Origin of the sequence: Acidovorax sp. SUPP950, assembly GCF_030158935.1 — a bacterium.
In the GTDB taxonomy this organism is placed as follows: domain Bacteria; phylum Pseudomonadota; class Gammaproteobacteria; order Burkholderiales; family Burkholderiaceae_C; genus Paracidovorax.
Window position 1 is genome coordinate 485,770 of record NZ_BQXE01000002.1, and the last position, 22,231, is coordinate 508,000.

Below are 22,231 nucleotides of genomic sequence, written 5' to 3' on the forward strand. Positions count from 1 at the left end.
TGCAGCATTCTTGAAAAATGCCAATGTAGGCCGCCCCCCGTGCCCAGGGCTTGATGCGAATCAAGCGTTGGCCAGTCAGCCCACCAGTTTCTCGTGGCGGAAGGTGTCGGCCGCCGATTCGCGCGCGCGGATCAGGTGGGCCTGCGTGCCATCCACCAGCACTTCGGCCGGGCGGGCGCGCGTGTTGTAGTTGCTGCCCATCGAGCTGCAGTACGCGCCGGCCGACAGCACGGCCAGGTAGTCGCCCGGCTGCACCGCCAGCGTGCGGTCGCGGCCGATCCAGTCGCCGCTCTCGCAGACCGGGCCCACCACGTCATACACCCCGGCCGCTGCGCCGGCCGCGGCCGCCTGCACCGGCACGATGGCGTGGAACGCCTGGTACATCGCGGGGCGCGGCAGGTCGTTCATGGCCGCATCGACGATGCAGAAGTTCTTCTGCTCGCCGGGCTTCACGTACAGCACCTCGGTCACGCACACCCCGGCATTGCCCACCAGCGAGCGGCCGGGCTCGATCATGAAATGGCGGTCGCCGAAGCCGCGCGCATCCAGCTTGGCCAGCAGCTTGGCCCACAGCGCATCGGCGGCCGGTGGCGTGTCGCCGTTGTAGTCGATGCCCAGGCCGCCGCCGAAGTCGATGTGGTGGATCGGAATGCCTGCGGCCTCGATCTCCTCGATCAGGTCGAGCAGTCGATCGGTTGCGTCGAGGTAGGGTGTCTCGTCGGTGATCTGCGAGCCGATGTGGAAGTCGATGCCGGCCACCTTCAGCCCCGGCAGCGACGCGGCGTGCTGGTAGGCCGCGACGATGCGCTCGTGTGCCACGCCGAACTTGTTGCCCTTGAGCCCGGTGGAAATGTAGGGATGCGTCTTCGGGTCCACATTGGGATTGACGCGGATGCTGATCGGCGCCTTCGTGCCGAAGGCCACGGCCACTTCGCTCAGCACGTCCAGTTCGGACTCGCTCTCGACGTTGAAGCAGCCGATGCCGGCCTGCAGGGCCTGCCGCATCTCGGCCCGTGTCTTGCCGACGCCGGAAAAGATGATCTTGCGCGGATCGCCGCCGGCGGTCAGCACGCGTTCCAGCTCGCCACCGGACACGATGTCGAAACCGCAGCCCTGGCGCGCGAAAAGCTGCAGTACCGCCAGCGACGAGTTCGCCTTCATGGCGTAGCAGATCTGCACCTGGCGGCCGGCAAAGCCGCGCTGGTAGGCGGCCAGCGCGTCCAGCATGGACGCTTGCGAATAGACGTACAGCGGCGTGCCGTGCTGCCGCGCCAGGTCGGCCAGGGGGAGTTGTTCGATGAACAGTGCGTCGCCGCGGTAGGCGATGTGGGGATGGCCGGGCAGGGCAGGCAAGGTCATGGAGTCGGGGAGGAAGCGGAACGGGAGGGGGCGGTGGGGACGATCGGCGCTGGCGTGGGCGTGTCGCGCATCGGGTCCAGCGTCTGGGGCAGGGTGGCCCGCTGGCTGGCAGCGGGGTCGGTGGGCAGGTACAGCGGGCCGCGCTGGCCGCAGCCCGACAGGGCCGCCGCACTCGCAGCAAGGGCAAGCGTCCTGACTAGAATTTGCGATGCTCTCAACATCCGCCGATTCTAATGACTGACCTCGAATTCCTGGACCACGCGGAAAAGCTCCTGCTCGCTGTCGAGCAAGGCTGCGATCGCATCAACGACACCTCGGACGCCGACCTGGACGCACAACGCTCCGGAGGCATGGTGACCATCGCGTTCCAGAACGGCAGCCAGATCGTCATCAACCTGCAAAAGCCGCTGCACGAAATCTGGCTGGCCGCGCAGTCCGGCGGCTACCACTACCGGTTCGACGGCCAGCGCTGGATGGACACCAAGGGGGCGGGCGAGTTCTTCGAAGCCCTGGACCGCAGCGCCAGCGAGCAGTCGGGACTGGCGCTGTCGTTCGCGCCCTGAGCGCCTTCGGTCTGTAACAAAAAAGCCCTTGCGCAATGGCCGCGCAAGGGCTTTTTTTGGCGGGACCGCGTGCCGGCGGTCCATGGGGTCAATTGCGGAACAGATCCAGGATCCGGTTGCGCTCCTCGGTCGGCGGGGGGGCCTGCGGCGGTGATCCGGGCACGGCGGCGGAGGCATCTTCCATGCCCACGCTGGCGACACCCGCGTTGCGGGCGAACTCCTCATAGAACCATTCTCCGCCCACGTTCACCACGCCGGGCGGCACGGTGGGCTCGGCCACCGGGACGCCCTTGAGCGCGCGCTCCATGAAGCTGATCCAGATCGGCAGGCTCAGCCCGCCGCCGGTTTCGCGGCTGCCCAGGTTGCGGGGCGTGTCGTAGCCGATCCAGGTCACTGCAGCCACCGTGGGCTGGAAACCGGCGAACCAGGCATCGACGGCATCGTTGGTCGTGCCGGTCTTGCCGTACAGGTCGGGGCGCTTGAGCGTGGCCTGTGCACGCGCCGCCGTGCCGGAGCGGGTGACTTCCTGCAGCAGGCTGTCCATCACGAAGGCGTTGCGCGCATCGATTGCACGGGGGTTGTCGGAGGTGGCCGGCGGCTGGAAGTCCGACAGGATGCGGCCCTTGTGGTCGGTGACGCGGCTGATCAGGTAGGGGTTCACGCGGTAGCCGCCGTTGGCGAACACCGAATAGGCCGACACCATCTGCATGGGCGTGACCGACCCCGCGCCCAGCGCCATGGTCAGGTAGGGCGGGTGCTTTTCGGCGTCGAAGCCGAATTTGGATACCCATTCCTGGCCGTTCTTGGGGCCGACAGCCTGCAGGACGCGGATGGACACCACGTTCTTGGAGCGCGCCAGCGCGGTGCGCAAGGTCATCGGGCCGTCGTACTTGCCGTCGTAGTTCTTGGGTTCCCAGGGCTGGCCGCCCGTGACGCCGGCGCTGAAGAACAGCGGGGCATCGTTCACCACGGTGGCCGGCGTGAAGCCTTTTTCCAGCGCGGCCGAGTAGATGAACGGCTTGAAGCTCGACCCTGGCTGGCGCCATGCCTGCGTCACATGGTTGAACTTGTTCTTGTCGAAATCGAAGCCGCCCACCAGGGCCTTGATCGCGCCGGTGCGCGGATCGACCGCCACCAGGGCGCCCTCGACTTCCGGCAGCTGGGTGATGTCCCAGGTCTTCTTGGGGGTCTGGATCACGCGGATCACGGCGCCGCGGCGAATCTTGACGTTCGGCGGCGCCTTGTCGCTCAGGCCCGACTGGGCCGGCTTCAGCCCGTCGCCGGTGATCTCGATCGGCTCGCCGCTGGCGCGCGCCGCCACGATCTTCTTGGGCGTCACCTCCAGCACCACCGCCGACATCACGTCCCCGTTGTCGGGATGCAGGGCGAGGGTGTCGTCGATCACGTCCTCGGCTTCCTGGGCATTGGTGGGCAGGGCCACGAACTTCTCGGGCCCGCGGTAGTGCTGGCGGCGTTCGTAATCCATGATGCCCTTGCGCAAGGCGACGTACGCGGCTTCCTGGTCGCCGGCATTGAGGGTCGTGTAGACGTTGAGGCCGCGGGTGTAGGCCTCGTTGCCGTATTGGGCGAAGATGAGCTGGCGGGCCATTTCTGCCACGTATTCGGCGTGGATGCGGGTGGAATCCGGGCCGGAGCGGATCTTCAGGTCCTCTTCCTTGGCGGCGGCGGCCTCCTGCGCGGTGATGAAACCGTTCTCCTGCATGCGGTCGATGATGTACAGCTGCCGGATGCGGGCGCGCTTGGGGTTGCTGATGGGGTTGTAGGCCGAGGGGGCCTTGGGCAGCCCGGCCAGCATGGCGGCCTCTGCGATGGAGATGTTCTGCAGGGGCTTGCCGAAATAAGCCTCCGAAGCTGCCGCAAAACCGTATGCCCTGTTTCCGAGATAAATCTGATTCATGTAGATCTCGAGAATCTGGTTCTTGGTCAGCAGGTGCTCCAATTTGAAGGTTAGTAATATTTCGTAAATTTTTCGGGTAAATGTTTTCTCGGATGACAAGTAAACGTTCCGGGCCACCTGCATCGTGATCGTCGAGGCACCCTGGCTCTTCACACGGCCCATGTTGGCCAGCGCTGCGCGCACCACGCCCTTGTAGTCCACGCCACCATGCTGGAAGAAGCGTGCGTCTTCGATGGCCAGCACCGCGTTGGTCATGACCTTGGGGATGTCCTGAATGGGAGTGAGGTTGCGCCGTTCCTCGCCGAACTCGCCCAGCAAAGCGCCTTCGACCGAGTAGACCCGCATTGGCAGCTTGGGCCGATAGTCCGCCAAGTCCGAAATGTCCGGCAGGTTGGGGTAAGCCACCGCCAGCGCCACGGCGATCGTGAGCGCCACGCCCACGGCGCCGGCCGCCGCCAGCCCGAGCAACCACGCTGCGCTTCGGACAATCCAGCGCCACCATGCCGGCCGTTTCGGCGGATTCGGGTTGGGGGTCTTGTCGGTAGGTGATGACGGCATAGCGTTCCAGGAGAGAGCAACCGGCCATTATAAAAATATGGGCCTCACCCGTCTGCCAAATCACGCCAAAGGGTGGCGCACCTATACCACAGGCGCATGAAAATCGGTATCGGAAGAGGTGGCAAATGAGCGTGTGCTTTTGACAACGTTCGGTCCGTAACAGCGCCGTAAAACTCTTGGCTGGCCTGCAACCTTACTGATAGCATTCATGTGAAGTGTTAAGTTTTGTTGCGTCAAATTGGCAAGTTACGGGGGCTAATCTTGATCTCTTTGGGGTCTTTGTTCAGTCGCCAGTCCGCGCCACTGCTGGGTATCGACATCAGTTCCTCGAGCGTCAAGCTGGTGGAGTTGGGGCGCGACAAGGCGGGAGGGCTGGTACTGGAGCGATGTGCGATCGAGCAGTTGGAGCGCGGTTGGATCACCGACGGCAACATCGAAAAATTCGATGAGGTCGCCGAGGCCCTGCGCCGGCTGGTCAAGAAGAGCGGCACCCGCACGAAAAACGTGGCATTGGCCTTGCCGCCATCGGCCGTCATCACCAAGCGCATCACCCTGCCCGGCGGCATGTCCGAGCAGGAGCTGGAAGTGCAGGTGGAATCCGAAGCCAACCAGTACATTCCGTTCTCGCTCGATGAAGTGAGCCTGGACTTCTGCGTGGTCGGCCCCAGCAAGAGCTCGCCCGGCGATGTCGATGTGCTGATCGCGGCGTCGCGCCGTGAAAAGGTGCAGGACCGCCAGGGCCTGGCCGAAGCGGCGGGCCTCAAGCCCGTGATCGTCGACATCGAATCGCATGCCTCCCGGCTGGCTGCGGGGCGCCTGATCGAAGCGCTGCCCAACCACGGCAACGATGCTTTGGTCGCGCTGTTCGAGGTCGGCGCATTGACCACCAGCATGCAGGTGCTTCGCAACGACGAAGTGCTGTACGACCGCGACCAGGCCTTCGGGGGAGCGCAGCTGACGCAATTGATCGTGCGGCAATACGGGTTCTCGCTGGAAGAGGCCGAAGGCAAGAAGCGCAGCGGTGACCTTCCGGACGACTACCAGTCGGCCGTGCTGCGTCCCTTCGTGGAAAGCATGGCGCAGGAAATCGGCCGTGCGCTGCAGTTCTTCTTCACCAGCACGCCCTACAACCGGGTCGATCACATCATGCTCGCGGGCGGCTCCGCGCCACTGCCTGGCTTGACCGAGGCTGTGACCCAGCATTCAGGCTGTGCCTGCACCGCCATCAACCCGTTCGACGGCATGGAAATCGGAAGCGCCGTGCGATTGAAGAAGATGGTGCGCGAGGCGCCTTCCTACCTCACGTCATGTGGTCTGGCCATGCGGAGGTTCCTGCAGTGATTCTCATCAACCTGCTTCCCCATCGCGAGGCGGCCCGAAAACGCCGCAAGGAATCGTTCCAGGCGACGATGTTCGCGTCTTTTCTGGTGGGGCTTGCCATTGCCGGCGGCATCTACTGGTGGTACCAGATGGTGATCACCGCCCAGCAGGACAAGAACACGTTCCTGCAAAGCGAGATCAAGGTTCTGGAAGGCCAGATCAAGGAAATCGCGACCATCGAAGAAGAAATCGCGGCCCTTCGTGCGCGCCAGAAGGCGGTGGAAGACTTGCAGTCGGATCGCAATCTGCCGGTGCACTTGCTCAATGAACTGGTTCAACAGCTGCCAGATGGGGTTTACGTTACCAATCTCAAGCAAGTCGACCAGGTGATCACGATGCAGGGGATGGCGCAATCGAACGAGCGTGTGTCGGAGATGCTGCGCAATCTGGCCGACAACACACCGTGGTTCTCCAAGCCCGAATTGGTAGAGATCGTTGCGGCCAACATCGCGCTGAACCCGAGGGAGCAGCGCCGCGTGGCCTCCTTCAACCTCCGGTTTCGGCTGATGCGCACGAGCGAGGCGCAAAAAGCCATTGGCGCTGCAAGTACCCCTGCCACTGCGCCCAAAGCGGTTGGAAAGTGATCATGGCAACGAAAAAAGCGTCCTCCGTGGACTTTGTGGCGCTGCAGTCCAGCTTGCAGCGGCAGTTCCGCAACCTCGATCCCAAAGATCCTTCTCTGTGGCCGGTGCTGCCGAGAATCCTGCTTTGCATCGCCATCGCGGCGGGCATCGCTACCTTCCTGTGGTTCTTCAAGCTGAATGAGTACGAGGCGGAGCTGGAAGCCGAGCAGGCCAAGGAACTCACCTTGCGCGCCGATTATGAAAAGAAGCTCGTGAAGGCCGTGAGTCTGGACGCGCTCAAGAAGCAGCGCGAGCAGGTGCAGCAGTATGTGATCCAGCTGGAAAAGCAGTTGCCGAGCAAGGCGGAGATGGCGGCTCTTTTGTCTGATATCAATCAGGCAGGCCTGGGTCGCAGTTTGCAGTTCGAATCGTTCAAGCCGGGCCAGATCGTGGTCAGGGATTATTATGCGGAGTTGCCGATTTCTATTAGAGTGACCGGCCGATACCATGATATCGGTGCATTTGCCGCTGATATTGCCAATCTTTCCCGGATCGTGACGCTGAATAATATTTCCATCCTCCCTGCAGGCAAGGATGGCGGCACCCTCACGATGGAAGCCACGGCGAGAACGTTCCGCTATCTGGACCCTGAAGAAATTCAGGCGCAGCGCCAGGCAGCGGGTGGAGCGAAGAAATGAGAATGTGGCACATCGCTTTGCTGGCAGTCTGCGCGGCGTTGATGGGTTGTGAATCTTCGGGTCAGGACGAGCTTCGCCAGTGGATGACGGATTTGCGTGCCAACACCAAGCCGCGCATTACCCCCCTTACCGAACCCAAGCAATTCCAGCCGCAGAACTATCAGGCGGATGGAGCAACGGATCCCTTCAATTCCATCAAATTGACACAGGCCCTCAGGCGCGATTCGACCCAATTGGCGGCCAACGCCACCTTGATTGCGCCGGAAATGGCGCGTCGCAAGGAGCCTTTGGAAGCTTATCCCCTGGATACCATGTCCATGGTCGGCAGTTTGAATAAAACCGGCACGCCGACGGCCTTGCTCAAGGTGGATAACTTGTTGTACCAGGTTCGGGTCGGCAATTACCTTGGACAGAATTATGGAAGGATTACCCAAATCACTGAAACAGCCATTCAGTTACGGGAAATCGTTCAGGATGCAACGGGTGACTGGATAGAGCGTCAAACCACGCTCGATCTCCAAGAGGGGAAGAAATGATTCAGAAAAACAGTTTTGGTGCACGCTATCGAGCGTTGTTGTTGGCTGCTGTGGCATCGCTGGGCAGCACTTGGGCTTATGCCCAGACCGCCATCGAAGCCGTCCAGGGGGTCATGCAGGGCGGGACCGAATTGGTACGCATCGATTTGTCGCAACCCCTTTCCACCCTGCCAACCGGTTTTGCCATTCAGGCCCCGGCCAGGATTGCGCTCGATTTTCCGGCGACGACCAATGCGACAGGCAAGTCGCTGGTGGAAGTCAACCAAGGCAATCTGAAGTCCGTGAACATCGTGCAGGCAGGCGACCGGTCCCGCGTCGTCCTGAACCTCAAGCAACCCACGTCGTACCGTGCCGAAATCCAGGGCAAGTCCTTGATGGTGGCACTGGAGCCCGTGTCGAACACGGCGGCGGCGCAACCGGCGCCGGTGGCGGTTTTCGCGGAAGACCGCAACAGCGATGTCCTGCCCCTGCGTGACCTCGACTTCCGCCGCGGCAGTGACGGCGCGGGCCGCGTGATCGTGGGCCTGGCCAACAACCAGGTCGGCGTGGACCTGCGTCAGCAAGGCAAGGGCCTGGTGGTCGAATTCCTGAAATCGTCGCTGCCGGAGGGCTTGCGCCGCCGCCTGGATGTGACGGACTTCGGCACCCCGGTGCAGATCGTCACGACATCGCAGCAAGGTGAGCGTGTTCGGATGACCATCGATCCCATCGGCGAATGGGAGCACAGCGCCTACCAGAGCGACAACCAGTTCGTGGTGGAAATCCGCCAGAAGAAGGTGGACCTGAGCAAGCTGACGCAGGGCCCCGGGTTCAGCGGCGAAAAACTGTCGCTCAACTTCCAGAACATCGAAGTGCGTTCGTTGCTGCAGGTGATTGCGGACTTCACGAACTTCAACATCGTCACCTCCGACACCGTCACCGGCGCGCTCACGCTGCGTCTGAAGGACGTGCCGTGGGATCAGGCCCTGCAGATCATCATGGACGCCAAGGGTCTCGGCATGCGCAAGTCCGGCACGGTCCTCTGGATCGCGCCCAAGGACGAAATCGACGCCCGCACCAAGAAGGACTACGAGGCAGCGCTGGCGATCCAGAAGCTCGAGCCGCTGCGCACGCAAGCCTTCCAGTTGAACTACGCCAAGGCGGCCGACATGGTGACCCAACTGGCGACCAGCACGAACAGCGGCGGTACCAATGGCACGTCCACGCGCTTTCTGTCCGAGCGGGGCAGTGCGATCTCCGAGCCGCGAACCAATCAGCTTTTCGTGACGGACACGCCGAGCAAGCTGGAAGAGGTACGGCAATTGCTGTCGACGCTGGATGTGGCGGTGCGCCAGGTCATGATCGAAGCGCGGATTGTCGAAGCGCGCGACACCTTCGGCCGATCGCTCGGTGTCAAGCTGGGTGCGTCTGACCTGAGGGCCAGCCGCGGCGGCGACGGTGGCTACGGCATCGGTGGCAACAACCGTGTCGCTTTTGGCACAAGCTACAGCAACGCCGTGTCCACGAGCGGCGCCAGTTCCACGGCCACCGATCCTGGAGGCACGTTCGTCAATCTGCCGGCGCAGCTGTCCACGACGAGTGCGGTGGGCTCGTTTGCCCTGTCCATCTTCAATTCGGCGGCCAACCGTTTCCTGACCCTCGAGCTGTCGGCCATGGAGGCCGACGGCCAAGGCAAGATCGTGTCCAGCCCGCGTTTGATCACGGCAGACCAGACGAAAGCCTTGATCGAGCAGGGCACCGAGTACCCCTATTCCGTCACGGCCCCCAACGGCGCCACCACCATCGCCTTCAAGAAGGCGGTGTTGAAGCTGGAAGTGACGCCGCAGATCACCCCGGAGGGCAACATCATTCTTGATTTGGATGTCAACAAGGACAGCCGTGGCGAGAGCACGACGCAGGGCGTGGCCATCGACACCAAGCACATCAAGACCCAGGTGTTGATCGAAAATGGCGGGACCGTGGTGATCGGGGGTATCTTCGAGATGGAAGAAACCAACCAGGAAAATAAAATTCCCGTGCTGGGCGATGTGCCGGTGGTGGGCAACCTCTTCAAGAGCCGGACCAAAGAATCCACGAAGCGGGAAATGCTGGTATTCATCACACCCAAGGTCATTTCCGATCGCGGACCAGTTCGTTAACTATAGGTAAATAATGAAGTCATTCATCAAAATCATTGCCCTATCGCTGGCTGCCACTCTGGTTGCTTGCGGCGGCGGCGGGGGGAGCGCTGGCACCACGCCCGGAGGAACGACTCCGGTCAGCACGGCAGCCTCTGTGGAAATCTTGACGTCTGCCACGGGCTTGGCGTCGGCCGACAAGACCGGCCTGACGTTGACCGCCGTGGTGAAGGACGCCGCCAACAATGCGCTGTCCGCACAGGCGGTGTCGTTCACGGCATCCAGCGGCACGCTGGCAAGCATCGTGGGCACCACGGCTGCAGACGGCAAGGCGACGGCGGTGTTGACCGCCGGCACGGACCGTTCCAACCGCGACATCGCCGTCACGGTGAAGTCGGGATCGATCACGAAATCCATCACCATTCCGGTGACGGGTACCACGTTGACCGCATCGGGTTCGTCGTCTCTACTGACCGGTGCCACGACCAATTTCGCAGTGAGCGTGAAGGACAGCGGCGGTGCGGCCATTGCCGCCAGCACGGTGGCCGTCACGTCGTCTCTGGGCAATGCCATCACCATGGCCAGCACTTCGACGGACGCCAATGGCGCTGTGACGTTCGCTTACGCGGCAACGCGCAGCGGCACGGACACGGTGACCATCCAGAGCGCCGGTGCGCAGACCCAGATTTCCATCAATGTCACCAGCGTGGATTTCGCGTTCTCGGCGCCCACGGCCAACACCGAAGTCGAGGTCAACACGGCGCGGACGGTCTCCGTGCGCTACGCATCCGGCGGCGCCGGTGTGGCGGGCAAGGTCATCTCGTTCAGCACCACCCGCGGCTCGGTGTCTCCCAGCCAGGCGACGACCGATGCCAATGGCATTGCGTCTACCCAGGCTTCGGCCGCATCCGTGGGCGTGGCGACGATCAGCGCGGTGGTGGACAACGGTGCCGTGACCACGCTGCCGCTGAATTTCATCGCTTCGACGCCAGCCTCGCTGGTGCTGCAGACGTCTTCCGCCGCTTTGCCCCCGAACGTGGCAGGCAGCTCCGCCAACCAGGTCCAGTTGCGCGCCACGGTGCGTGATGCCGCCGGCAACGCCGTCAAGGGCAAGACCGTTTTCTTCACGGCAGTGCAGGATCTGAGCGGTGGCAGCATCAAGACGGGCTCCGCCGTCACGGATGCCAACGGCCTGGCGACGGACGTCTTCATTTCTGGTGCCACGTCCACGGCCGCCAACGGCGTGCAGATTCGTGCGACCGTTGCCAACACCAATGTGACGGCCACGTCTTCGCTCACGATCAGCAGCCAAGCGCTTTTCATCACGATCGCAGCCAACAACACCGTTGAAAAGCTGAACACGACGTACCGCAAGACGTTCTCTGCTCAAGTGAACGATGCTAACGGCGCACCCGTGGCGAATCAAAATCTGACGCTTTCCTATTGGGTTCCGAACTATCTCAAAGGCTCGCCTTTGGTCTTTAACGATGCAGCCTCTGCTTGGGGCTACAACCAAGCAGGTACTGTAATTTCTTGTCTTAACGAAGACACGAATCGCAACGGTATTCTGGATGCGGGCGAAGATACCAATGGCAATGGTCAACTCACGCCAGGTTTGCCTGGAGTGATTGCACCTGCATCGGTGACGACCGATGCGGCCGGCTCTGCCGAATTCACGTTGACCTACGGACAGCAGTACGCCTTCTGGGTGAATTTCGAACTGGCGGCTAAGGCTATCGTGTCCGGGACGGAATCCAGCTCCTTCTTTGCATTCGTGGCAGGGGCCGCAGTGTCTGACTTGACAGACAAAACGAGTCCTCCGGCTTCCGTTGTGAGCCCCTTCGGAAGAGCAACCAGTTGCAGCAACCCCAACTGAGTCTCCACCTCATCGGCCTACCAGGCTCCGGGAAATCCACCGTCGGGCGTCAACTCGCCCGGCGGCTGGGGATTCCCTTCATCGATTCGGACCACGTGATCGAGCAGCGCATCGGCTGCTCGATCCGTGGTTTTTTCGATCGTGAGGGGGAAGCCGCCTTTCGCGACATCGAAGAGCAGGTGATCGATGAGCTGACCGCGGGTCGAAGTGCGGGCCCGGCGCATGTGCTGGCCACGGGCGGCGGCGCCGTGCTGCGTGCGCCCAACCGCGACCGCCTCAGGGCGCATGGCAAGGTGGTCTATCTCGACGCGTCGCCCGAGGACATCGTTCGCCATGTGCGGCACGACACGTCCCGCCCCCTGCTGCAGGGAGCGGACCCGCTGGGCCGGTTGAAGGACCTGCATCAGCAGCGGGATGCGCTGTACCGGGCCACGGCCCACTATGTGGTGTCCACGGGGCGGGGCAAGACCGTCGCGGCGCTGGTGAATCACATCGCGATGCAACTGGAACTGGCCTCCGTCGGCTGACGGCGGCGCTGCTTCCACGGTTGCACACTTTCGCGCCGGTCACCGACGGCACGGTGCATGCCCGCGGCAACAATACTGTCCACCCGTTGGCCTCTGGCAGCGCTGGTGCAGCGAGCCTCTTTTTCCTCTCCCATCTCTCCCTCCGAATGTCCGCATGTTGTGGCAGCACGGTACTGATCGGGACTTTGGCTGCAGACATCCGTCCGCATGGGCGGCCCGGCGGCCCGCTAGACTCTCGACCATGGATCACGACATGCCCCTGGTATCCCAGGCCCCCCTTTCCCGCGCCGCCCATCCATCCGCCAGGGCACTGCAGGGCGATCGCCCCGCCCAGGTGGACATTGCCCTGGGCGACCGCAGCTACCCCATCCTCATCGGCGAATCGTTGCTGGACGACCCGGCCACCTACCAGGCCTTGCCGGCCGCCGCGTCGGCCCTGATCGTCACCAATTCGACCGTGGCGCCGCTCTATGTGCAGCGGCTCGAGGCTGCGCTGACGGCGCGCTACCCACGGGTGCTGCAGGTCGTCCTGCCCGATGGCGAAGAACACAAGACCTGGCAGACGCTCAACCTCATCTTCGATGCGCTGCTGTCCAACGGCTGCGACCGCAAGACCGTGATGTTCGCGCTGGGCGGTGGTGTGGTGGGCGACATGACGGGGTTTGCCGCGGCCAGCTACATGCGTGGGGTGCCGTTCGTGCAGGTGCCCACCACGCTGCTGGCGCAGGTCGATTCGTCGGTGGGGGGCAAGACCGCGATCAACCACCCGCTGGGCAAGAACATGATCGGCGCGTTCTACCAGCCGCAACTGGTGGTGTGCGATCTGGCCACGCTCGACACCCTGCCGCCCCGCGAGCTGAGCGCGGGGCTGGCGGAAGTCCTCAAGTACGGACCGATTGCCGACATGGCGTTCCTCGACTGGCTCGAGACCGCGATGGATGCCCTGCGCGCCGGCGACCATGCCGCGCTGGCCCACGCCGTGCGGCGCAGTTGCGAGATCAAGGCCTTCGTGGTGGGCCAGGACGAACGCGAGGCCGGCCTGCGCGCCATTCTCAACTTCGGCCACACGTTCGGCCACGCCATCGAGGCGGGCATGGGCTACGGCGTCTGGCTGCATGGCGAAGGCGTGGCGGCGGGCATGGTGATGGCGGCCGAGCTGTCGTACCGGCTGGGGCTGGTGGACGCGGCCTTCGTGCAGCGACTGCGCCAGCTGATCGAGCGTGCGGGGTTGCCTGTGCGCGGCCCGGTGATCGATGCCGCGGACAACGCGGGCCGCTATCTCGAACTGATGCGGGTGGACAAGAAATCCGAAGGGGGCGAGATCCGCTTCGTGGTGATCGACGGCCCCGGGCGCGCGGCGGTGCGTGCCGCGCCGGATGCGCTGGTGCGCGAAGTCATCGACGCCTGCTGTGCCTGAGGCTATTGGTTGAATCGCATGCAATTGAAGCCAGTCGAGCGGTGAAGACCCTTTTGATGCAGCCCCCTGGATTGGCGCCGTACGCCTGCGACCCGGCCGATACCCGGGGGCGCCGCCATCCCCAGTCGGCGGCGCCCACGCGCTCGGAGTACCAGCGCGACCGCGACCGCATCGTGCATTCCACCGCCTTCCGCCGGCTGGTCTACAAGACGCAGGTGTTCCTGAACCACGAGGGCGACCTGTTCCGCACGCGCTTGACGCACTCGCTCGAAGTGGCGCAACTGGGCCGCTCGATCGCCCGTTCGCTGCGCATCAACGAGGATCTGGTGGAGGCCATCTCCCTGGCGCACGACCTGGGCCACACCCCGTTCGGCCACGCCGGGCAGGACGCCCTGCATGAATGCATGGCCGCGCACGGCGGCTTCGAGCACAACCTGCAGAGCCTGCGCGTGGTGGACGAGCTGGAAGAGTGCTATCCCGACTACAACGGCCTGAACCTCACGTTCGAGGCGCGGGAAGGCATTCTCAAGCACTGCTCGCGCGCCAACGCCGAGCGCATGGAGGCGCTGGAGCCCGGCGGCATCGGCCAGCGCTTCCTGCAGCGCGGGCAGCCCAGCCTGGAGGCGCAACTGTGCAACCTGGCCGACGAGATCGCCTACAACGCGCACGACATCGACGACGGCGTGCGCTCCGGCCTCATCACGCTGGCGCAACTGAGCGAGGTGCCGCTGTTCGAGCGCTACCGCGCCGAGGCCGAGCGCGACCACCCACACCTGGCGGCGCCGGCGGGCCAGCGGCGGCTTCTGAACGAAGCGATCCGGCGCATGCTCAGCGCACAGGTGTATGACGTGATCGATGCGACCAACGCCGCCATCGCCCAGTCCGCGCCGGCGCGGGTGGATGACGTGCGCCGTGCGCCGCCCCTGGTGGCGTTCAGCGCCGAGATGCGCGCGCAGTCGCAGGGGCTGAAGCGCTTTTTGTTCCAGAACCTGTACCGCCACCCTCAGGTGATGGAAACCACCGGACGGGCCCAGCAGGTGGTGCGCGATCTGTTCGCGGCCTACACGGACTCACCCGAGGCGATGAAGCCGCGTTTCGCGGCGCGTGCCGCGGCCGGTGACGAGGTGCAGCGGATGCGCACGGTGGCGGACTTCATCGCCGGCATGACGGACCGCTTCGCGGTGCGTGAGCACGAGCGGCTCACGGGCCAACGGCTGTTGTCCTGATCGCTCCGGGCGCGCGGGCCGAACGCTGCCACGGTCTGGCGGCACGGCCCCGCCGCAAGGCCCACCCGCGCCCGGCCGATAAAATGGGCGCCCCCCGAAGAAAGTCCCCATGACCGAATTGCCCGCCGCCGCCCCCCACGCCTTTCCGCTCGACACCGTGAAAGAGGACATGGTGCGCTGGCTGGAGCGCGCGGTGATCGGCCTGAACCTGTGCCCCTTCGCCAAGGCGGTGCACGTGAAGGCGCAGATCCACTACGTGGTGAGCGAGGCGACCGATGGGCGGGGCCTGCTGGAAGACCTACAGCGCGAGCTGGAGGCGCTGGCCGAAATCTCCGCCGAGCGCCGTGACACCACCTTGCTCATGGCGCCGGGCTGCATGGAGGATTTTCTGGACTTCAACGACTTCCTCGCGCTCGCCGACGATCTGGTCGAGGCCATGGACCTGGGCGGCATCCTGCAGGTGGCCTCGTTCCACCCGCAGTTCCAGTTCGACGGCACCGACGTGGACGACGTCACCAACAGCACCAACCGCGCGCCGTATCCCACGTTGCACCTGCTGCGCGAGGAGAGCATCGACCGTGCGGTGGAGGCCTTCCCCGAGGCCGAGGCGATCTTCGAGCGCAACATCGAAGTGCTGGAGGAACTGGGCGCCGAAGGCTGGAAGGCACTGGACGTCGGCCCGCGCTGCCCGGTGGCCGGGCGGGCCACGCCGGTGGGCGCTGCCGGCGCAGGGGAGGGCGCATGAAGCGCGCCAAAGCTGCGGCCGGGCAGGGAGGCGCTTCTTCGTCATCGGCGGGGCGGACCGCGCCGAAGCCCTCGCCCGAAGACCAGGTGCTGCAGGAGCTGCGGCCGGGCCAGTCCATCGAACTGCTCAAGGCGCTGCACATCCTCACCCGCGAAGGGCGGCTCAACCAGGATTCGCGGCGCAAGCTCAAGCAGGTGTACCACCTGTTCCAGTTCATCGAACCGCTGCTGCAGGAGCTGTCGCAGGAAGGCCACGTGGCCACGCTGGCGGACCACGGGGCGGGTAAGTCGTATCTCGGCTTCATCCTGTACGACCTGTTCTTCAAGGCCCTGGGGCGCGGGCACATCTACGGCATCGAGACGCGGGCCGAGCTGGTGGAACACTCGCGCGCCCTGGCCCAGCGGCTGGCATTCGAGCGCATGTCGTTCCTGAACCTGTCGGTGGCCGAATCCACCGATGCCGCGGCGCTGCCGCAGCGCATCGACGTGGTGACGGCCCTGCATGCCTGCGACACGGCCACCGACGACGCCATCGCCTTCGGGCTGGCCAAGCAGGCGCGCGCGATGGTGCTGGTGCCCTGCTGCCAGGCCGAGGTGGCCGCGTGCCTGCGCCAGGGTAAGGCGCTGCAGCTGTCGCGCACGCCGCTGGCCGAACTGTGGCGTCACCCGCTGCACACGCGCGAGATGGGCAGCCAGATCACCAATGTGCTGCGCTGCCTGCACCTGGAAGCCAGCGGCTACCAGGTGACGGTGACCGAGCTGGTGGGCTGGGAGCACAGCATGAAGAACGAGCTGATCGTGGCCCGCTATACCGGCCAGAAAAAGCGCAGCGCGGCCGAGCGGCTGCGGGCGATTTTGGCGGAGTTCGGGCTGGAGCAGACTCTGGCGGCGCGGTTCGGCCTGCCGCCACATGCGGACACGGCGCCCGAGGCGGTTCCGGCAACGGTTTGAGGGTTTTTGGCCGCATGCCGGGGTTTTGTTTGCCTTTGATGCTATAAAAATAGTAGCAATCGCGCCGATCGGGCGGCACATGCGGAATCGGGGACGGATTCCCCCTACCATGGCGCCTGTTCCACTTTGTGCGACCCCATGGCCCGACTGCCCCGCCTGACCCTTGCCGGCTACCCGCACCACGTGATCCAGCGCGGCAACAACCGCCAGGCCATCTTCGCCGACCGGCAGGACCACGAAACCATGCTGGCCTTGCTGACCGAGCAGGCCCGCCGCTGCGGCGTGGCCGTCCATGCCTACGTGCTCATGGGCAACCACTTTCACCTGCTGGCCACCCCCCAGACGGCCGACGCACTGCCACTGATGATGCAGGCCGTGGGGCGCAGCTACGTGCGCTACTTCAACAACCGCCACGCGCGCACCGGCACGCTGTGGGAGGGGCGCTACCGCTCCACCGTGCTGCAGCCCGAGCGCTATTTGCTTGCCTGCATGGCCTACATGGACCTGAATCCGGTGCGCTCCGGCGCCACCGCGCAGGCGGTGGACTACCCCTGGTCCAGCCACGCCCATTGCCTGGGCCTGCGCAACGACCGGCTCATCACGCCGCATGCGTTGTTCTGGGCGCTGGGCAACACGCCCTTCGCCCGCGAGGCGGCCTACGCCGCGCTGATGCAGGCGGGCGTCGGCCGGCTGCAGCAGCAGGCGCTGACCGATTCCGCGCTCGCCGGCTGGGCCCTGGGAGACGCCGCGTTCGTGCAGGCGTTGCAACAGCAGACGGAGCGGCGGGTGGTCAAAGGCAAGGCCGGCCGCCCGCCCGCAATGCCGAGACCCATTCCCGAATAATTCCTTCAGGCCATATGGCGAAAAGCTTCATTGCTCCTGAATTTGATGTGTCCCCAATAAAAATAAATGCGATCTATTCTCATCAATAATGTGAATCTGACCCCATTTAAAGTGCTTGCCCGACCTTGCTGCGATGCACTAATCTTGCGCTCCCTGCGACCCATTTCCGAGGAGAGCGCCATGACGACGGCTGCCGAGATCCAATACCTGCAAGAGCACGGTCTCTATTCATCCACCCAAGAGCACGACGCGTGCGGCCTGGGCTTCGTGGCCCACATCAAGGGGGTGAAGCGCCACGACATCGTGACGCAGGCGCTCAAGATCCTCGAAAACATCGACCACCGCGGCGCCGTGGGCGCCGACAAGCTCATGGGCGATGGCGCGGGCATCCTGATCCAGATCCCCGACGCGCTCTACCGCGAAGAGATGGCCCGGGCCGGCACGGCCCCCGACGGCTCCACCGGCGTGGTGCTGCCGCCCTCCGGCGAATACGGCGTCGGCATGATCTTCCTGCCCAAGGAGCACGCCTCGCGCCTGGCCTGCGAGCAGGAGATGGAGCGCGCCATCAAGGCCGAGGGCCAGGTGCTGCTGGGCTGGCGCGACGTGCCGGTCAACCGCGACATGCCGATGTCGCCCACCGTGCGCAAGAAGGAGCCCATCCTGCGCCAGGTCTTCATCGGCCGCGGCAACGACGTGATCGTGCAGGACGCGCTGGAGCGCAAGCTGTACGTGATCCGCAAGACGGCCAGCGCCGCCATCCAGAACCTCAAGCTCAAGCACAGCAAAGAGTATTACGTGCCCAGCATGTCCAGCCGCACGGTGGTCTACAAGGGCCTGCTGCTGGCCGACCAGGTGGGCACCTATTACCTGGACCTGCAGGACGAGCGCTGCGTCTCGGCCGTGGGCCTGGTGCACCAGCGCTTTTCCACCAACACCTTCCCCGAGTGGCCGCTGGCCCACCCGTACCGCTACGTGGCGCACAACGGCGAGATCAACACCGTCAAGGGCAACTACAACTGGATGAAGGCGCGCGAGGGCGTGATGGCCTCGCCCGTGCTCGCGGCCGACCTCAAGAAGCTCTACCCCATCAGCTTCGCCGACCAGTCCGACACCGCCACGTTCGACAACTGCCTCGAACTGCTGACCATGGCCGGCTACCCCATCAGCCAGGCCGTGATGATGATGATCCCCGAGCCATGGGAGCAGCACACCACCATGGACGAGCGCCGCCGCGCGTTCTACGAATACCACGCCGCGATGATGGAGCCCTGGGACGGCCCGGCCTCCATCGTGTTCACCGACGGCCGCCAGATCGGCGCCACGCTGGACCGCAACGGCCTGCGTCCCTCGCGCTACTGCATCACCGACGACGACCTGGTCGTGATGGCCTCCGAGTCCGGCGTGCTGCCGATCCCCGAGAACAAGATCGTGCGCAAGTGGCGCCTGCAGCCCGGCAAGATGTTCCTGATCGATCTGGAGCAGGGCCGCATGATCGACGACGAGGAGCTCAAGGCCAACGTCGTCAACACCAAGCCCTACAAGCAGTGGATCGAGAACCTGCGCATCAAGCTCGACAGCGTGGGCGGCGAGGCGCCGGCCGGTCCGCTGCCGGCCGAACTGCCGCTGCTCGACCGCCAGCAGGCCTTCGGCTACACGCAGGAAGACATCAAGTTCCTGATGGCGCCCATGGCCAAGAACGGTGAAGAGGGCATCGGCTCCATGGGCAACGACAGCCCGCTGGCCGTGCTGTCGGGCAAGAACAAGCCGCTGTACAACTACTTCAAGCAGCTCTTCGCCCAGGTGACGAACCCGCCGATCGACCCGATCCGCGAGGCCATCGTGATGTCGCTCAACAGCTTCATCGGCCCCAAGCCCAACCTGCTGGACATCAACCAGGTCAACCCGCCGATGCGGCTCGAAGTGAGCCAGCCCATCCTGGACTTCGCCGGCATGGCCAAGCTGCATGCCATCGAAAAGCACACGCAGGGCAAGTTCAAGAGCGCGACCATCGACATCACCTACCCGCTGGACTGGGGCCGCGAAGGCGTGGAGGCCAAGCTGGCCTCGCTGTGCGCGCAGGCGGTCGATGCCATCAAGGGCGGTGCCAACATCCTCATCATCAGCGACCGCGCCGTGAACGCCACGCAGGTGGCCATCCCCGCGCTGCTGGCGCTGTCGGCCATCCACCAGCACCTGGTGCGCGAAGGGCTGCGCACCACGGCCGGCCTGGTGGTGGAGACCGGCACGGCGCGCGAGGTGCACCACTTCGCCGTGCTGGCCGGCTACGGCGCCGAAGCCGTGCATCCCTACCTCGCCATGGAAACCCTGGCCGAGATGCACGCGGGCATGCCGGGTGACCTGTCGCCCGAGAAAGCCATCTACAACTACGTGAAGGCCATCGGCAAGGGCCTGTCGAAGATCATGTCCAAGATGGGCGTGTCCACGTACATGAGCTACTGCGGCGCGCAGCTGTTCGAGGCCATCGGCCTGAACACCGACACCATCGTCAAGTACTTCACCGGCACCGCCAGCCGCGTGGAAGGCATCGGCGTGTTCGAGATCGCCGAAGAAGCCATCCGCATGCACAAGGCCGCGTTCGGCGACGACCCGGTGCTGGAAACCATGCTGGACGCCGGCGGCGAATACGCCTGGCGCGCGCGCGGCGAAGAGCACATGTGGAGCCCCGACGCCATCGCCAAGCTGCAGCATTCCACGCGCGCCAACAACTGGAACACGTACAAGGAATACGCCCAGCTCATCAACGACCAGAGCCGCCGCCACATGACCCTGCGCGGCCTGTTCGAATTCAAGTTCGACCCGACCAAGGCCATTGCCGTGGACGAGGTCGAATCGGCCAAGGAGATCGTCAAGCGCTTCGCCACCGGTGCCATGTCGCTGGGATCGATCTCCACCGAGGCGCACGCCACGCTGGCCGTGGCCATGAACCGCATCGGCGGCAAGAGCAACACGGGCGAGGGCGGCGAGGATGCCGCGCGCTACCGCCAGGAACTGAAGGGCATTCCGATCAAGCAGGGCGACACGCTCAAGAGCGTGATCGGCGCCGAGAACGTCGAGGTCGACCTGACGCTGCAGGACGGCGACTCGCTGCGCAGCCGCATCAAGCAGGTGGCGTCGGGCCGCTTCGGCGTCACGGCCGAATACCTGTCGTCGGCCGACCAGATCCAGATCAAGATGGCCCAGGGCGCCAAGCCCGGCGAGGGCGGCCAGCTGCCCGGCGGCAAGGTCACCAACTACATCGGCAAGCTGCGCCACAGCGTGCCCGGCGTGGGCCTGATCTCGCCCCCGCCGCACCATGACATCTATTCGATCGAGGACCTGGCCCAGCTCATCCACGACCTGAAGAACGTGGCGCCGCACGCCAGCATCAGCACCAAGCTGGTGTCCGAAGTGGGCGTGGGCACCATCGCCGCGGGCGTGACCAAGTGCAAGAGCGACCACCTGGTGATCGCCGGCCACGACGGCGGCACGGGCGCATCGCCCTGGTCGTCCATCAAGCACGCGGGCGGCCCGTGGGAGATCGGCCTGGCCGAAACCCAGCAGACCCTGGTGCTCAACCGCCTGCGCGGCCGCGTGCGCGTGCAGGCCGACGGCCAGATGAAGACCGGCCGCGACGTCGCCATCGGCGCGCTGCTGGGGGCCGACGAGTTCGGCTTCGCCACCGCGCCGTTGGTGGTCGAGGGTTGCATCATGATGCGCAAGTGCCACCTGAACACCTGCCCCGTGGGCGTGGCCACGCAGGACCCCGAGCTGCGCAAGAAGTTCTCGGGCAAGCCCGAGCACGTGGTGAACTACTTCTTCTTCATCGCCGAAGAAGTGCGCCAGATCATGGCCCAGCTGGGCATCCGCAAGTTCGACGACCTCATCGGCCGCACCGACCTGCTCGACATGCGTGCCGGCATTGCCCACTGGAAGGCGCGCGGCCTGGATTTCGGCCGCCTGTTCGCCCAGCCGAACGTGCCGGCCGACGTGCCGCGCTTTCATGTCGACGTGCAGGACCACAACATCGAAAAGACCCTGGACCGCAAGCTCATCGAGCGCAGCCAGCCCGCCATCGAAAAGGGCGAGCGGGTGCAGTTCATCGAAGTGGCGCGCAACGTGAACCGCTCGGTGGGCGCCATGCTCTCGGGCGCCGTCACGCGCGCCCACCCTGAAGGCCTGCCGGACGACACCATCCGCATCCAGCTGGAAGGCACGGGCGGGCAGTCGTTCGGCGCGTTCCTCACGCGCGGCATCACGCTGTACCTGATCGGCGATGCCAACGACTACACCGGCAAGGGCCTGTCGGGCGGCCGCGTCATCGTGCGTCCGTCGATCGACTTCCGCGGCGACACCACGCGCAACACCATCGTGGGCAACACGGTGATGTACGGCGCCACCAGCGGCGAATCGTTCTTCGGCGGCGTGGCGGGCGAGCGCTTCGCGGTGCGCCTGTCCGGCGCCTCCACCGTGGTGGAAGGCACCGGCGACCATGGCTGCGAATACATGACGGGCGGCACCGTGGTGGTGCTCGGCAAGACGGGCCGCAACTTCGCGGCCGGCATGAGCGGCGGCGTGGCCTACGTGTACGACGAGGACGGCCTGTTCGACACCCGCTGCAACCTGTCCATGGTGACGCTGGAGCGCATCCTGCCCGGCGACGAGCAGACCGCCAGCATCTCGCGCGGCATCTGGCACCGAGACCAGACCGACGAAGCCCAGCTCAAGAAGATGCTGGAAGACCACAACCGCTGGACCGGCAGCAAGCGTGCGCGCGAACTGCTGGACAACTGGGCGGCCTCGCGCGCCAAGTTCGTGAAGGTGTTCCCGACCGAATACAAGCGCGCGCTGTCCGAAATCCATGAACGCAAGGTGCTGGAGGAGCCCGCGACGCCCGCAGTCGCCCATCCTGCGAAGGAAACGGTGCCCGCCAAGTAAGGCCCGCCCGATCCACCCGC

17 protein-coding genes are annotated in these 22,231 nt (G+C 64.8%); 14 read left to right on the top strand and 3 right to left on the bottom strand.

Features of this window, described 5'->3' with window-relative positions; translation table 11 throughout:
• Positions 1-75: 75 nt before the first annotated feature.
• Both lysA and lptM read right to left on the bottom strand, forming a co-directional pair.
• Entirely contained in the window at positions 76-1,359 is a 1,284-nt protein-coding gene (gene lysA / locus AVME950_RS11340; protein ID WP_284429906.1) for a diaminopimelate decarboxylase, read from the bottom strand.
• Positions 1,356-1,580 carry an LPS translocon maturation chaperone LptM gene (gene lptM, locus AVME950_RS11345; RefSeq protein WP_272567549.1) on the bottom strand — a complete coding sequence of 75 codons (225 nt, stop codon included), beginning with the start codon at positions 1,578-1,580 and terminating at the stop codon, positions 1,356-1,358. Before lptM ends, lysA begins: the two co-directional genes overlap by 4 nt.
• Before the next feature lie 12 nt (positions 1,581-1,592).
• Here lptM and cyaY point away from each other — a divergent pair, with 12 nt between their 5' ends.
• Positions 1,593-1,922, top strand: coding sequence for an iron donor protein CyaY (cyaY, locus tag AVME950_RS11350; protein ID WP_272567550.1), 330 nt, complete (start codon positions 1,593-1,595; stop codon positions 1,920-1,922).
• A gap of 88 nt (positions 1,923-2,010) precedes the next feature.
• On the opposite strand, the gene AVME950_RS11355 is transcribed toward cyaY, so the two are convergent.
• Positions 2,011-4,398, bottom strand: a complete 2,388-nt coding sequence (locus AVME950_RS11355) for a penicillin-binding protein 1A (RefSeq protein WP_284429907.1) — start codon at positions 4,396-4,398, stop codon at positions 2,011-2,013.
• Positions 4,399-4,659: 261 nt separating this feature from the next.
• Here AVME950_RS11355 and AVME950_RS11360 point away from each other — a divergent pair, with 261 nt between their 5' ends.
• The 13 genes from AVME950_RS11360 (at position 4,660) to AVME950_RS11420 (ending at position 22,211) form a co-directional block, all read left to right on the top strand.
• Complete coding sequence (locus tag AVME950_RS11360; protein ID WP_284429908.1) at positions 4,660-5,739, top strand: pilus assembly protein PilM; 1,080 nt, start codon at positions 4,660-4,662, stop codon at positions 5,737-5,739.
• Positions 5,736-6,362 carry a PilN domain-containing protein gene (locus AVME950_RS11365; protein ID WP_284410955.1) on the top strand — a complete coding sequence of 209 codons (627 nt, stop codon included), beginning with the start codon at positions 5,736-5,738 and terminating at the stop codon, positions 6,360-6,362. Before AVME950_RS11360 ends, AVME950_RS11365 begins: the two co-directional genes overlap by 4 nt.
• Positions 6,363-6,364: 2 nt before the next feature.
• Positions 6,365-7,039, top strand: coding sequence for a type IV pilus inner membrane component PilO (locus tag AVME950_RS11370; RefSeq protein ID WP_284396664.1), 675 nt, complete (start codon positions 6,365-6,367; stop codon positions 7,037-7,039).
• The gene (locus tag AVME950_RS11375) at positions 7,036-7,575 is read left to right on the top strand and encodes a pilus assembly protein PilP (RefSeq protein ID WP_272567557.1); all 540 of its coding nucleotides are present in this window, start codon (positions 7,036-7,038) and stop codon (positions 7,573-7,575) included. Before AVME950_RS11370 ends, AVME950_RS11375 begins: the two co-directional genes overlap by 4 nt.
• The gene (locus AVME950_RS11380) at positions 7,572-9,713 is read left to right on the top strand and encodes a type IV pilus secretin PilQ (protein WP_284429909.1); all 2,142 of its coding nucleotides are present in this window, start codon (positions 7,572-7,574) and stop codon (positions 9,711-9,713) included. The genes AVME950_RS11375 and AVME950_RS11380 overlap by 4 nt, the downstream gene beginning before the upstream one ends.
• Positions 9,714-9,726: 13 nt before the next feature.
• Entirely contained in the window at positions 9,727-11,568 is a 1,842-nt protein-coding gene (locus AVME950_RS11385; RefSeq protein WP_284429910.1) for a beta strand repeat-containing protein, read from the top strand.
• Complete coding sequence (locus AVME950_RS11390) at positions 11,550-12,095, top strand: shikimate kinase (protein ID WP_284429911.1); 546 nt, start codon at positions 11,550-11,552, stop codon at positions 12,093-12,095. Before AVME950_RS11385 ends, AVME950_RS11390 begins: the two co-directional genes overlap by 19 nt.
• A gap of 253 nt (positions 12,096-12,348) precedes the next feature.
• Complete coding sequence (gene aroB, locus AVME950_RS11395; RefSeq protein ID WP_284429912.1) at positions 12,349-13,512, top strand: 3-dehydroquinate synthase; 1,164 nt, start codon at positions 12,349-12,351, stop codon at positions 13,510-13,512.
• A 56-nt stretch (positions 13,513-13,568) separates the two neighbouring features.
• Positions 13,569-14,738, top strand: coding sequence for a deoxyguanosinetriphosphate triphosphohydrolase (locus tag AVME950_RS11400; protein ID WP_284430238.1), 1,170 nt, complete (start codon positions 13,569-13,571; stop codon positions 14,736-14,738).
• Positions 14,739-14,847: 109 nt separating this feature from the next.
• Positions 14,848-15,483: a DUF1415 domain-containing protein gene (locus tag AVME950_RS11405; protein ID WP_284429913.1), complete on the top strand. Its 636-nt coding sequence runs from the start codon at positions 14,848-14,850 to the stop codon at positions 15,481-15,483.
• Complete coding sequence (locus AVME950_RS11410; RefSeq protein WP_284429914.1) at positions 15,480-16,433, top strand: class I SAM-dependent methyltransferase; 954 nt, start codon at positions 15,480-15,482, stop codon at positions 16,431-16,433. Before AVME950_RS11405 ends, AVME950_RS11410 begins: the two co-directional genes overlap by 4 nt.
• Positions 16,434-16,571: 138 nt before the next feature.
• Positions 16,572-17,276, top strand: a complete 705-nt coding sequence (locus AVME950_RS11415; protein ID WP_284429915.1) for a transposase — start codon at positions 16,572-16,574, stop codon at positions 17,274-17,276.
• Between the two features lie 180 nt (positions 17,277-17,456).
• Positions 17,457-22,211 (top strand): glutamate synthase-related protein, encoded by a 4,755-nt coding sequence (locus tag AVME950_RS11420; protein WP_284429916.1) that lies wholly within the window; start codon positions 17,457-17,459, stop codon positions 22,209-22,211.
• Positions 22,212-22,231 lie beyond the last annotated feature (20 nt).